Here is a 13,089-nt window from a genome sequence, read left to right on the forward strand (position 1 = left end):
GAGGAGAAGAAATGAAAAAAATATGGCAGTGGGTGAAAGATCATCTACTGTGGTTTAAAATTATCTTCATTGCTTCGATTTTGTTCTTTGTTGTCAATCAATTAAGTCGTATTTTACAAGGAATGACTTGGCATAAGTTTATGACTTTATTGCAACAACAAGGCGCAATGTCGATTCTTTCGATGATGATTTTAGGGTGTGTCGCCGCCACACCGATGATTTTATATGATGTAGCGACGACACGGTTGTTAAAAACAAAGATTACTACCCGTTCTTTACTTAAAGAAGGTTGGATTATCAATACGATTAATAACCTAGTAGGTTTTGGTGGAGTCGTTGGTGTCACTTTGCGAGCAAATCGCTATATGGAAAAAGAAAAAACAAAAGATGCGATTGCAGATATTACAAAATCAACACTCTTTCTTTTAAGTGGACTTTCTACGCTTTGTTTGATTATGTTGGGCGTGATTTATCTTGTTCCTAGTGAAGCGATGTATCGCTCGTATACTCTTTGGCTATTATTAGGAAGTGGCTATGTCGTATTGTTACTTTTATTTGTTGCCCGTTCAAGAAAATTTTTCCGTGATTTTTCTAAAAGAACATTAGCTACATTTTACTTGGCTTCTTTAGGACAATGGACAGGCGCATTAGGAATTTTCCTTTGGATTGGGTATCAAATTACAAAAGAAACATCGATTGTCCAAATTGCTCCTCTCTTTGTTGTAGCGACATTGATTGGGATGTTAACGATGGTTCCTGGAGGAATGGGAACCTTTGATGTGTTGATGATTTTAGGATTGAATAGCTTAGGCATTAGTAAAGAAATTGCTTTAATGTGGCTCTTATTCTATCGTCTTTTTTACTATGTCATTCCTTTTATTTCTGGCTTAATTTTATTTACAAAAGAAACAGGAACAAAAATCAATCGTCTATTTGCCGGTTTACCTTCTCGTTTCTTTAGTAAAGTTTCTCATCGTTTTGTTTCGGTGATTTTATATGGCTCAGGAATTTTAATGATTATTTTATCAGCCATTCCTAACTTATCTGCTGTTAGCCAAGTGGTGAATTATATTTTCCCATTTTCAATGCACTTTTTTGACCAAGCATTAAATATGATTGTCGGATTATTACTGATTGGTCTTGCTCGAGGGGTAAATGACCAAGTGAAAAAGGCGTATCGCGCTAGCTTATTATTACTGATTTTTTGCTTTATCAACACCGTGTTGGCGACACGCTCGTGGCAATTGATGCTCTTTTTTGTTGTAACCTTCTTACTATTATATCTATCAAGACATCAATTTTATCGTGAGCGCTTTGTTTATTCTTGGAGTGCATTATTACTAGATAGTACCATCTTTTTATTTATTTTTATTTTTTATGGCGTGATTGGCTACTTTACAAGCAATGTTCAACAAGGACCAACCTTGAAGTTTTGGCTGTTCCCGTCAGAAAAGATTTGGTTCCAAGGATTGATTGGTCTCTTAGTGGCGATTTTGATTTTAGTCGCTTTATACCATTATCTTTCTAGTGATGTACCTTTTGGTGAAGCATATCAAGAGCAATACTTCTTACCATTGGCGAAAAAATATGGTTGTGATCGTTATCAACAACTTGCTTATACTGGAGAATATCGTCACTTTTATTATCAAAAAGAAAATCAAATTCAGGTGATTTTGACGTTCTTTATTCGAGCGAATCGTTGTATTTTACTTTCTACGCCATTAGGGGAAGAAAAGTATTGGAAAGAGGCGATGGAAGCCTTTATGACGCAGGCAGACATTAATGACTATCAAGTAGTTGCTTTGTTTGCCAACCAAAAATTTAGTTTAGCCTTACATGAACTAGGATTTAAATTTATGAATATTGGGGAAGAAGGATTTGCGGTAGCGCAAAAAGCAAAAGAAAAGGATCTTGATTTTACAGAAATTTCCAAAGAAGAGTGGGTAGAAGAGTACCCAATGTTATCTTCTTATTTGCGAAAAAAAGTTTCCGATTATCCTGCTCCTAAAGATTTTTGGCTGAAAAAAGAAGTATTAGAACAAAATACGATTTTAGCTTTTGGTCAAAAAGAGGCTCGTGTGGGCTATGCGGTGATTACAGAAAATGAGCAATATTATAGTGTTCTAGGAATTTTTACAGAGCAAGAAGAAAAAGAGCAAACAGTAGAAATTTTACAAGCGCTAGAACAAATTGCGCAACAGAAAGGAAAACAACTTTCTTTAGAATTTAGTCCTCTAGCAAACGTAGGGAATTCTTCTTATGCCTTTTTAGAAGAAAAATGGATCCATGTGATTTATAACTTTGGGAATACGATGACTAATTTTGAACAACAACGTCAACGTTTAGCTCCTTATGTGAATGAATGGCATCATCGCTATTTATGTTATCGTGGACATCAACCTTTTATTTTCTTACTCATTCAATGTTTTTTCCGCTTAGGTAAGAAATAAAAAAACTCGGAAGGATAGATTTCCTTCCGAGTTTTTTTATTTTTAATTATTTTTCTTCTTTTTTGTCATCTTTTTGGTCGCTATTAGAAGCACCTGTAAATTGAGCTAAGACATTTTGTAAGTCTTTGTCATCAACTTTAACATCTTCTTCTTTCAATGCTTTCTTAATTGTTTCTTGCATGAATGTAGGGTTAGATAATTCTTGTTGAGTAACGATATCTTTTAATTCTTTTTCATATTTCTTATAGTCGTTACCTTTATCTTGTTGTTTATTCATTTTGATAATGTAGTAAGAATCAATCGTTTGTAAAGTAGATGGATCTTGTGTTGATGCTTTAATTACTTTAGAGATTTGTCCATCTTTCATTTTCCATGCAGCTTCTTTTACTGCGGCAGGAACGTTTGTAGAGTTAGAGTCAAAAGTAATTTCTCCATCTTTTTTCGCGCTTTCATCTGCAGATTCTTTCTTCGCAATTTCGCCAAATTTCTTAGGATCTTTTTCAACTTTAGCTAATAAATCATCAGCTTTTTTCTTTTCAGATACGCAAATTACTTGTGCTTCTACTTCTGGATGGAAGTCTTTGAAGGCTTTTTTCATTTGATCATCTGTGACTTTAACATTTGATTTCAATAATTCTTGAATTGTTAATTGTTGTTTTAATGATTTTTTGAATGATGATTCAGATTGACCAATTAATTTTAATTGTTGTTCAAATTTATCTTTACCACCAATTTGTTTTTGGATTTTTTCTAATTCTTTATCTACATCTTTATCAGAAACTTTATCTCCACATTGTTCTTCAGCAACTTTAGCGATAACCATTTGTTGTAAAGTTTGTTGGCTTGTTTCTAAAGTTTTGATTTTGTTATAGTATTGTTCTTGTGTAATGCCGCCACCTTTCATAGATACGACATAATCGTCTTTCTTACCACACCCAGTTAATAAAAATAAACCACATAAGCTAGCAGTGGCGATAGTTAACATGCTTTTTTTCATAGTTTTCTCTCTCCTTTAGTTTCTTTTTCTATCTTACTGAAAAAAAAGAATTCTGTCATTCTTTTTTTATCTATTGATAAAAAAAATTAAACTTCTTATTTTTTCTTCGTTCTTCTTTTTTGCATTGCTTTTTGGTCCAACAGTTGTTCATACACAAAATAACTTGGTGCACGTAATGTTAAAGGAGAAACAATGATGTTTTTCACTTCTTCTTCTCCTTTCGCTGCTGCAAGATCTTGTTGTAAGATTTGAATACTTTGTTGTACCCGTTGAATTCGTGGATTCAATTGAAATTCAGCAGCACGCTTTAATTCTTCCACATCTTCTTTCATTTGTGGAATCACCGTCTGCAATGTCTGAGTTAAATGGTGGAAAGATTGGCGAACATCATTTAATGAATCTTGTACTTCATGTAAATCTGAAGAAAGATGCTTTGTTTCATCAACGATTTTTCGTCGCAATTCTTTTCCGGAAGTGGGTGCTTCAAACACACCGACTATAGCGCCTGTCGCTACACCTAAAAGTGTTGATAATACAGTGCCTAACATTATTTTTCTCCTTCTAATTCTTCGGCGATACGGTTAGCGATACGCTTCATTTCTTCTTCGGTATATTGAGAAGAATGGTCCGTAAATTCAATTGTTAATCCATCATTTTGTGCATAGCGAGGTAGTAAATGAATATGAGAATGGAAGACCGTTTGTCCAGCTAATTCTCGGTTATTATTTAAGATATTTAATCCTTTCATTTCTGGAAAAGCAGCTTGTAAAGCACGAGCAATTTTAGGAATGCGTGCAAATACTTCACCCGCTAAGGTTGCATCATATTCAAAAATATCTTGGCAATGCGTTTTTGGAATAACTAATGTGTGCCCTGGGGTTACTTGACTTAAATCTAAGAAAGCGTAAACAACATCATCTTCATAGATTTTGTAACTTGGAATTTCCTTTTGGGCGATTTTACAAAAAATACAATCCTTCATAGTGAGTCCCTCGTTTTTTAATTATTACTTATGAAGAAGAAAGATTTTTGTTTTTTTCGTGTCTTTCTTCTATCATAAAGAAGTAAGTGAATGATTTATATAATCACTCTATCCTTCTCTATGTTACCATGAGAGAGTAAAGAATTGTAACAATAAAGAGAGAAGATAAGAAAAGTTTATTTAGAAATCCAAAGAATGAGAAAATGATATAATAAAAGAATTAGGAGGAATGGATTATGGGGTTAAAAATTGAAAATTTAACGGGGGGATATGGTAGTTTTCCCGTATTAAAAGAAGTCTCTTTAGAGGTCAATAATGGGGAACTTGTCGGATTGATTGGTCTAAATGGGGCTGGGAAAAGTACCTTAATTAAACATATTATTGGATTATTATCACCAATGAAAGGAAAAATTGAAGTCGATGGCGATACGCTAAAGACAGCAGAAAAAAAATATTATTCTCATATTGGCTTTATTCCAGAAACACCAAGTCTGTATGAAGAACTAACATTAAAAGAGCATATTGAAGTTACAGCGATGGCTTACGATATTCCAATGGATGTGGCATGGGAGCGAGTGAAGCCTCTATTAAAAAAATTCCGCTTAGAAGAAAAATTAGATTGGTTCCCAGTGCATTTTTCAAAAGGGATGAAACAAAAGGTAATGATTTTATGTGCGTTCATGATTGAACCGACATTATGTATTATTGATGAACCTTTTTTAGGGTTAGATCCTTTAGCGATTGATTCTTTACTACAGTTAATGGTGGAAGCAAAAGAAGCGGGAGCAGCTATTTTAATGTCTACTCATATTTTAGCTACCGCAGAAAAATTCTGTGATCGTTTTATTGTTCTACATGAAGGAAAAGTATTAGCAACAGGAACGTTAGAAGAATTGCAAGCTCAATTTTCAATGCCAAATGCTAGCTTAGATGAGATTTATTTATCATTAACAAAGGAGAATATGCATGGATAAATTATACCAAGAGCGGATTCGTCTCCAAAGAAAGAAAATGATGCGCTATTTGCGCTATGTTTTTAATGATCACATTACAGCGATTCTTTTTATTTTATTTGGTGGACTCGCTTTATATTATGCGAATTGGATTAAGACCTTAGAAAAAGGAAATATCGCTTTTTTATGGCTATATGTTCTATTATTTACCGTATTGTTATCGGTTGGAAAACTAGCTACGTATCTTCAACGTGCAGATATGGTCTTTTTATTACCAAAAACTTATGAGTTACCGAAGTATTTGCAAAAAGCAAAGAAACAATCTTACGCTTTACCTGCTGTAGTATTAATTCTTGCTTTTGTAGCTTATCTTCCTTTATTATTTACTGTTCATTCTTGGTCCATCGTGTCTCTGATTTTACTTGGAGGACAATTGCTTTTATTAAAAGCTATCGACCTTATTCGCCAAGAAAAAGCTTTATTTTCATCAAAAGAACATGCGGTATATTATTATCTTTTTGCCGCAATTACACTTGCTATATCGGTTATCGTGTCGCCGCTATTTGGCTTTGTGGCAACCATTCTTTTATTTGCCATTCAATGGGCAATCAAAGATAAGGAAGCATTTTTCCAATGGGAAAAGGCAGTTCAATATGAGGAAAAACGAATGCAACGAATTTATCGCTTCTTTGCCTTATTTACGGATGTGCCAGATGTAACAACAAAAGTAAAACGCAGAGCCTATTTTGATCCATGGTTAAATCGAATGAAAAAAGATGCGGCTCATACCTATGATTATTTATATTGGCGAGAATTGATTCGTAATAATGAATATATTGGATTATTTATTCGTTTAACATTGATTACCCTTCTTTTCTTATGGTTACGACCTTCTAAAGGAGTCCTTATCATTGGCGCGATGGCTTTCTTATACTTACTACTATTACAAATACAACCTATCCGTCATGCTTTTGATTATGTGTTAGCGATTCATTTATATCCAGTTAAAGAAAAAGAACAGCAGGCCGCATTACAAAGAATTTATTTTTGGATTTCCTTTGCTTTTGCTGTACCTGTCGCAGCGATGAGTTGGTATGTCGCCGACATAGCGACAGCTGGAATCGTTTTTATTCTTTTGTTACTTGAAGAAGTAGTCCTTTATCGCTTATCATGGAAGAAAAAGAAATAGGAGGATTTGCCTGTGCGTGTGCGAAATAAACCACAAGCCTTAGCAATGTTAGAAAAATATCCGCAATATGTCATTCAAAACCCAGAAGACTATCGTGGAAAATGGCAAACATTATTTGAAAAAGAACAACCATTACATATCGAGGTCGGATCAGGGAAAGGTCGTTTCATTAATGAAATGGCAAAAGCACATCCTGAAATTAATTATATCGGGATTGAAATGAATAAAAATGTCCTTGTGAATGCCTTAGATAAATTAGTTGAATCAGAAGTACCGAATTTAAAATTACTATTGGTAGATGGTCGTAATTTGAATGAATACTTTGCGGATGGAGAAGTTCATCAATTGTATTTGAATTTTTCTGATCCATGGCCAAAAACACGTCATGAAAAAAGAAGATTAACTTATCGTTCTTTTTTAGAAACGTATGAACAGATTTTACAACCGAATGGAGAAATTCATTTTAAAACAGATAATCGAGGATTATTTGAATATTCATTGGCGAGTTTCTCACAATATGGCATGATTATTAAACAAGTTTGGTTAGATTTACATGCCAGTGATTTTGCAGGAAATATTATGACAGAATACGAAGAGAAGTTTTCTAGTCGTGGGCAAGTGATTTATCGTGTAGAAGCTTACTTCCCAGAGAAAAAAGAAAAATAATGGAATGCTTAAGAAGTTCTTAGTTAAGAACTTCTTTTTTTATTGCTTATTTTTACCCATAAAAAAATGACAAGAAGGAAAGGAAATTAAATTAAAAATAAATTTCTTCTTATTGGCGCAGGAGTAATAATTTTACTCAATGGTTATGATTTACAAAAAATCGATGTAGAAATTGCATAAAAAGAGCGAAAAGACATATTCTTTTCGCTTTTTTCTTTTATTTTGTTGTAAATTCGATGAGTTCACCTGTTTTTTTATCGATGAAAAATTCATAGTAAGTTAACGGTTGATTTTCTTCTTTTAAAGCAATTCCACCATGATATCCTGTATGTACTTCTCCAAAGTCTTTGGTTGTGACAGGAGTGCAGTTAATCCATGAATTTTCAATCGTTCCATATTGACTCAATTCTTTTTTCAAGCGATTTAGTAGCCAATGAGGACGATTCTTTTCGTAATAACGATGTCCTAAATAAGCGCCTCCTGCAACGACTGCACTAGAAAGTAAAGTTAGACCGATAAATTCTTTTTTTTCCATCTCTCTCATTCCAATCTCTTAATATCATTTGCTTTATTATATCATTTTTAGTCAGGAAAAGAGAAATCGTTTACTTGTTTGGAGGCAAGATTGGAATTTGTTATTCTTAAAACTAGGAGGAATGGTAAAAATCGTATATAATGATAGATAAAAAGAAAAGAAAGGGACGAAAAAAATGACAGAAGATTTATTTGCCCAAATTAAAGAAATTACGGAAATTCAGGCCACAAGTGGTAATGAAGGACCAATGCGTGACTTTTTAGTCCAACAAATGAAAGGCAAAGTGGATGAAATCCAATTTGATGGATTGGGTGGTGTTTTTGGCATTAAATATAGCAAAAAAGAAAATGCCAAAACAGTTATGGTTGCGGCTCACATGGATGAAGTTGGATTTATGTTGACTCGTATTCGTGAAAACGGAATGTTAAACGTTGTACCATTAGGAGGATGGAATCCTTACGTAGTAAGTGCACAACGCTTTACATTACAAACAAAAGAAGGAGATATCCCAGTCATCTCTTCTTCTATTCCACCTCATTTATTACGTGGAACAAATGGTCAAGCTAATGTAGAAGTATCAGAAATTTTATTTGATGCTGGTTTTACTTCTAAAGAAGAAGCACTATCTTATGGTGTACGTCCAGGAGATCCAATTATCCCACAAAGTGAAACAATTTTAACAGCAAATGGTAAAAATGTGATTTCTAAAGCTTGGGATAACCGTTATGGCTGCTTAGTAGTCAAAATGTTATTAGAAGAATTACAAGATGTAGATTTAGATGTCAACTTAGTCATTGGAGCAAACATCCAAGAAGAAGTAGGTCTACGTGGAGCAACAGCTTCAGCTACAAAATTCAAACCTGATTTATTCTTCGCGGTAGATTGCTCTGCAGCTAATGATATTGAGACAAAAACAAATACTTTTGGTCATCTAGGAGAAGGATTCTTAATCCGTATTCAAGATCCACGTTTCTTAATGTTACCACGCATGCGTGATTACATTTTAGAAATTGCCGAAAAACATGATATTCCACATCAATATTATGTTTCTAAAGGCGGCACAGATGCAGCAGCAGCTCATCAAGCCAACGAAGGAATTCCAAGTGCAGTGATTGGTGTAGTTGCTCGTTATATCCATACGCATCAAGGAATGTTTAATATCGAAGATTTCTTAGCTGCGAAAAAAGCCTTGAAAGAAATTTTACTAGACTTAAACACAGAAAAAGTAAATCAAATTGTATATGGAGAATACGGCGATGGAACAATTAAAGGATAAAGCAATGTTAGAAAAAGCGATGCAAGAAGGGCAAAATATTTTGTATTTTACTGCAGAATGGTGCCGTGATTGCCGCTATATTGAACCAGCAATGCCAGAAATTGCGGCAGAATTTCCAGAATGGACAATGATTAAAATTGATGCTGATCAATGGATGGATGAAATGTTAGAGTTAGAAGTTCGTGGAATTCCTAGCTTTGTAGCTTTCAAAGACGGAAAAGAAGTAGGCCGTTTTAGTAATCGTAATCGTAAGACAAAAGAACAAATTGTGGAATTTATTTCTCAATTATAATTTTTCTTTTGTTTAATTGTCTTGTGTGATTACGTTGTGGTCATGATATAATAATAGTAGTAATCGAAAAGTAAAGGAGAATAAAATTGATTTTTTCATTTAATGAAGCTGTATTTGGAGATTGCTTGATGGTTTTATTACAAAATGCAAGTGATCAACCAGAAGTCAAAGCAGTGGGTAATGTCGTTGCTTTGTACAACGCAGAAGGTGAAGTAAGCGGATATAACTTTTTTAATATCAAAAAACTAGTACCTTCAATTTCAGGAAAAAAAGGACAAGTCTTTCCTACTGATAGCGAAATTGATCAATTAAATGCCCTTTTATTTGATTGTGGATTTACAACGCTTTTAGATAAAGCAGAAAATCGTCCACATATCGTCACTGGATTTGTGAAAACTTGTGTGGACCATCCAGACTCTGACCACTTACATATTACAGAAGTTGAAGTGGCTGATGGAAAAGTTTTACAAATCGTTTGTGGAGCACCAAATATTGAGGCAGGTCAAACGGTAGTTGTTGCCACTCCAGGTTCAATGATGCCAGATGGTACTTGCATTTGGCCAGGAGAATTGCGCGGAGTACCAAGCTCAGGAATGATTTGTTCCGCAAAAGAATTGCATTTAGAAAATGCACCAAAAGAACGAGGAATCTTAGTTCTACCAAAAGAAACGCAAATTGGTGTACCTTTTACCGCTTCAATGGTAGGATAAAACAAAAAGGGGGAATCTATGATGGATAATGGACAAACAAGACGTTTCACAGCAGAAGAACATAAGGAATTGATGGTCGCTGATACTTTAATTCGTGTTTACGATGCCTTAGCTGAAAAAGGTTATAACCCAATTAACCAAATTGTCGGCTACTTATTGTCGGAGGATCCAACATATATCCCTCGACATAAAGATGCTCGTAAATTAATTCGCCAAGTAGAACGCGATGAAATTATGGAAATTTTAGTTCGTGACTACTTAGAACATCACGGAGTTAACATTGAAGAATGAAGCGATACATGGGATTAGATGTTGGTTCTAAAACTGTAGGGATTGCGGTAAGTGATCCTTTAGGTTGGACCGCACAAGGAGTAGAAATTATTCCAATTGATGAAGAAAAAGGCTACTTTGGCTATGATCGAGTCAAAGCGTTAGTCAAAGAATATCAAGTACAAGCTTTTGTTGTTGGCTTACCAAAGCATATGAATAATAGCTTAGGGGATCGTGCTGAAGCGGCGATACGCTATGGAGAACATCTAGAGCAACGCTTTGGCTTACCTGTTTATTATCAAGATGAACGATTAACGACCGTCGAAGCAGAACGAATGTTAATTGAAGAGGGAAATGTCTCTCGTAAAAAAAGAAAACAAGTGATTGATAAACTAGCGGCGGTAATGATTTTACAAAATTATCTCGATCGTCAATCATTTTAGGAGGAAAGAACATGGTAGAAACAAATGAACGCGACTACTTAACATTAGTCGATGAACAAGGAAATGAAGAACTTTTTGAAATCTTATTAACTATTGATGGTCAAGAAGAATTCGGTAAAAACTACGTATTATTATGCCCATCAAACGTACCAGATGGAGAAGAAGTAGAATTATTAGCTTACTCTTATGAAGAAGATGAAAATGGTGAAGGCGGAAAATTAAACGAAATCACTACAGATAAAGAATGGGATATGGTAGAAGAAGTCTTTGGTGCATTTATGGCTGAAGAAAGCGAATGCGACCACGAACATTGTAACCATAAACATTAAAAAAGAGAGCCACACAGGGAATTTCCTTGTGTGGCTTTTTTTATGTTTTAGAGTTTAGCCTTAATTTTTTGCGTGTTTTTGAAATGAAGCTTTGCGACTTTTTCTAGGGTATCGACCCCGTATCGACGACATAGCTCTACTCCTACTTGATCTACTTTTTCTCCTGCACCACTTGGTAAAGTGAGATGATAAGGAACACCGAGTTGTTCTAATTGTTCTAAAAATAAAGTGCGAGCAATAATGCTAGCTGCCGCGACAGCAAGATGCTCTTGTTCTCCTTTTACCCGCATCAAGACAGGATGATGAGGCTGTTCTTTTTCTTCTTTAACATATTGTTGATAATTTTTTTCAGAAGTAAATTGATCAATCAGTAACGCGTCTAAAGGTTGGTTTTCCTTTTCTATTCTTTTTTCTAATAAAAGAAGTGCTTGGTTATGCAAAGCTACCTTCATTTTTACGGCATTATATCGTGGTTGAATGGCATTATATTTTTTAGGAGAGACAATTAATGCTTGATAGGGTAATTTTTCTTTTAACTGTGGCGCAATTTTTTTCATTTTTTCATCGGTTAACGTTTTTGAATCGGCTACTTCTAAAGTAGTCAACCAAGGAATATCCTCTTTTGTGACATAGGCAGCGACAACGACAAGAGGACCAAAGTAACTTCCATTTCCTACTTCATCACTACCAATTAAAGAGAGTTGGGATAGAGAAGAAGAGGAAGGCTCTTTTTCTTCTTTTTCTTCTTTTTGCCAACGATAATATTCTTGTTCCGCATTTTTTCCTTGAAAAAGAATTTTCCCACTTTGATAAGCAGTAATTCTTGTTCCTTGATATTGAGCAGCCCAATCCGCATGAGGAGGAGGAGTGATGCAATACTTTTGATAAAAAGTTTGCAGTTCCTTATTCTCTTTTTTTAATAATGTATAGTGACTCATATCATTCCTCCTTTTTTCTTTTATTTTATCATAGGATGAATCATGGTCTATAATATGATAGAATAAGGTGGTTATAAGGAGGGAAAGAAGATGCGTTTTTGTTTTACCATTCGAGATCAAAAATTTTATGTGCAAACCGAAGAAAATCAAGAGCAATTAGAGGCGATACAGCATCGATACGCTGAATGGAGTGAACGTTGCTCTTCTTTATCAACTTATCAATCTGCGATTGCAATTGCTATAAATGCTCTTTCGGACCAATTAAAATTAGAAAAAGAAGTCGCTGCTTTGAAAAAAGAAAATGAAGCATTACAAAAGAAGTTGGACCAATGGGAAAAAAGTCCAGAATATAATACTTTATTAACTCAAATTCAAAAAAAGATGGAACAAGATTTATCTGTAGCGATGGCAAAAGAAGATGAACAAGCCGTTTGTCAAAAGCAACAATTATTAAATCAAGTTCATAAAGCAAAAATTAAACAAAAGAAAAGGAGAAAATAGCTATGCTTTCTGCTCTTATCATTATCCTTCTTTTTCTGGCGTTTTACGTCGGTTATCGTCGAGGAATTGTCAGAAATTTATTTTACTTTGCTGGCTATGCAGCTACTGTATTTGTAGCCTTGCTTTTAGGACCAAGATTAGGAAATCATTTTACTCTATGGATTCCTTTCCCAGCACCTAATTTAAATACGCAATTAACTTTTTATAGTCAGGATTGGTTATTGAAATTAGAAGAACCTTTCTATCACTTATGTGGCTTTTTATGTATCTGCCTTTTAGGATGGTTATTGACTCATTTTATCGCTCATTTGTTATTTGCTAAATGTAAATTACCTACTGGAGCGTTATCTCAAGTGAACCATATTTTAGGAGGATTATTACAAGTCGTTGTCGTTTATATTTTTTGCCTTGTAGGGTTATTATTATTGAGTGTTTTACCTGTTCCTTCCATTCAAGCTGCTTTAGAAAATAGTACGGTGGTTCAATGGATGTGGTATCAAACACCAATGCTTATTCCTTGGTTACAAAACTTTATTTTAGGGATGTAAGGAGGGTTTT

At 34.4% G+C, this 13,089-nt stretch carries 17 protein-coding genes; 12 read left to right on the top strand and 5 right to left on the bottom strand.

What is annotated here, in order from left to right; translation table 11 throughout:
- Positions 1–11: 11 nt before the first annotated feature.
- The gene (locus C683_RS00615) at positions 12–2,450 is read left to right on the top strand and encodes a phosphatidylglycerol lysyltransferase domain-containing protein (RefSeq protein ID WP_009488286.1); all 2,439 of its coding nucleotides are present in this window, start codon (positions 12–14) and stop codon (positions 2,448–2,450) included.
- Between the two features lie 46 nt (positions 2,451–2,496).
- Here C683_RS00615 and C683_RS00620 read toward each other — a convergent pair whose 3' ends face one another.
- The 3 genes from C683_RS00620 to C683_RS00630 all read right to left on the bottom strand — a co-directional run bounded on the left by C683_RS00620 (position 2,497) and on the right by C683_RS00630 (position 4,429).
- Positions 2,497–3,447, bottom strand: coding sequence for a peptidylprolyl isomerase (locus C683_RS00620; RefSeq protein WP_009488287.1), 951 nt, complete (start codon positions 3,445–3,447; stop codon positions 2,497–2,499).
- A 95-nt stretch (positions 3,448–3,542) separates the two neighbouring features.
- Positions 3,543–3,995, bottom strand: coding sequence for a YtxH domain-containing protein (locus tag C683_RS00625; protein WP_009488288.1), 453 nt, complete (start codon positions 3,993–3,995; stop codon positions 3,543–3,545).
- Positions 3,995–4,429, bottom strand: a complete 435-nt coding sequence (locus tag C683_RS00630; RefSeq protein WP_009488289.1) for an HIT family protein — start codon at positions 4,427–4,429, stop codon at positions 3,995–3,997. The genes C683_RS00625 and C683_RS00630 overlap by 1 nt, the downstream gene beginning before the upstream one ends.
- Positions 4,430–4,665: 236 nt before the next feature.
- Between C683_RS00630 and C683_RS00635 the strand changes: the two genes are divergently transcribed.
- From C683_RS00635 to trmB, 3 genes are read left to right on the top strand one after another with little or no spacing between them, the layout of a single operon-like run.
- On the top strand, positions 4,666–5,403 hold the full coding sequence (locus C683_RS00635; RefSeq protein ID WP_009488290.1) for an ABC transporter ATP-binding protein: 738 nt from the start codon (positions 4,666–4,668) through the stop codon (positions 5,401–5,403).
- Positions 5,396–6,571, top strand: coding sequence for an ABC transporter permease (locus C683_RS00640; protein WP_009488291.1), 1,176 nt, complete (start codon positions 5,396–5,398; stop codon positions 6,569–6,571). The genes C683_RS00635 and C683_RS00640 overlap by 8 nt, the downstream gene beginning before the upstream one ends.
- Positions 6,572–6,583: 12 nt before the next feature.
- Positions 6,584–7,237 carry a tRNA (guanosine(46)-N7)-methyltransferase TrmB gene (gene trmB / locus C683_RS00645; RefSeq protein WP_009488292.1) on the top strand — a complete coding sequence of 218 codons (654 nt, stop codon included), beginning with the start codon at positions 6,584–6,586 and terminating at the stop codon, positions 7,235–7,237.
- A 217-nt stretch (positions 7,238–7,454) separates the two neighbouring features.
- Here the strand turns inward: trmB and C683_RS00650 are convergent, their stop codons facing one another.
- Complete coding sequence (locus C683_RS00650; RefSeq protein ID WP_009488293.1) at positions 7,455–7,781, bottom strand: hypothetical protein; 327 nt, start codon at positions 7,779–7,781, stop codon at positions 7,455–7,457.
- A gap of 166 nt (positions 7,782–7,947) precedes the next feature.
- Between C683_RS00650 and pepA the strand changes: the two genes are divergently transcribed.
- The 6 genes from pepA to C683_RS00680 all read left to right on the top strand — a co-directional run bounded on the left by pepA (position 7,948) and on the right by C683_RS00680 (position 11,092).
- Positions 7,948–9,048 carry a glutamyl aminopeptidase gene (gene pepA / locus C683_RS00655; protein ID WP_009488294.1) on the top strand — a complete coding sequence of 367 codons (1,101 nt, stop codon included), beginning with the start codon at positions 7,948–7,950 and terminating at the stop codon, positions 9,046–9,048.
- A complete protein-coding gene (locus tag C683_RS00660) occupies positions 9,029–9,340 on the top strand; it encodes a thioredoxin family protein (protein WP_009488295.1) in 312 nt (103 codons plus the stop codon). Before pepA ends, C683_RS00660 begins: the two co-directional genes overlap by 20 nt.
- Positions 9,341–9,426: 86 nt before the next feature.
- Positions 9,427–10,050, top strand: coding sequence for a YtpR family tRNA-binding protein (gene ytpR, locus C683_RS00665; protein WP_040388531.1), 624 nt, complete (start codon positions 9,427–9,429; stop codon positions 10,048–10,050).
- 18 nt (positions 10,051–10,068) lie between these two features.
- Entirely contained in the window at positions 10,069–10,341 is a 273-nt protein-coding gene (locus tag C683_RS00670) for an IreB family regulatory phosphoprotein (protein WP_009488298.1), read from the top strand.
- A complete protein-coding gene (ruvX, locus tag C683_RS00675) occupies positions 10,338–10,763 on the top strand; it encodes a Holliday junction resolvase RuvX (RefSeq protein WP_040388532.1) in 426 nt (141 codons plus the stop codon). The genes C683_RS00670 and ruvX overlap by 4 nt, the downstream gene beginning before the upstream one ends.
- Positions 10,764–10,774: 11 nt before the next feature.
- On the top strand, positions 10,775–11,092 hold the full coding sequence (locus C683_RS00680; protein ID WP_009488301.1) for a DUF1292 domain-containing protein: 318 nt from the start codon (positions 10,775–10,777) through the stop codon (positions 11,090–11,092).
- A gap of 47 nt (positions 11,093–11,139) precedes the next feature.
- Here the strand turns inward: C683_RS00680 and rnhC are convergent, their stop codons facing one another.
- A complete protein-coding gene (rnhC, locus tag C683_RS00685; RefSeq protein ID WP_009488303.1) occupies positions 11,140–12,030 on the bottom strand; it encodes a ribonuclease HIII in 891 nt (296 codons plus the stop codon).
- 90 nt (positions 12,031–12,120) lie between these two features.
- Between rnhC and C683_RS00690 the strand changes: the two genes are divergently transcribed.
- Both C683_RS00690 and C683_RS00695 read left to right on the top strand, forming a co-directional pair.
- Positions 12,121–12,531 carry a cell division protein ZapA gene (locus C683_RS00690; protein ID WP_009488305.1) on the top strand — a complete coding sequence of 137 codons (411 nt, stop codon included), beginning with the start codon at positions 12,121–12,123 and terminating at the stop codon, positions 12,529–12,531.
- A 2-nt stretch (positions 12,532–12,533) separates the two neighbouring features.
- Complete coding sequence (locus tag C683_RS00695; RefSeq protein ID WP_009488307.1) at positions 12,534–13,079, top strand: CvpA family protein; 546 nt, start codon at positions 12,534–12,536, stop codon at positions 13,077–13,079.
- Positions 13,080–13,089 lie beyond the last annotated feature (10 nt).

This window comes from Catellicoccus marimammalium M35/04/3, assembly GCF_000313915.1.
In the GTDB taxonomy this organism is placed as follows: domain Bacteria; phylum Bacillota; class Bacilli; order Lactobacillales; family Catellicoccaceae; genus Catellicoccus; species Catellicoccus marimammalium.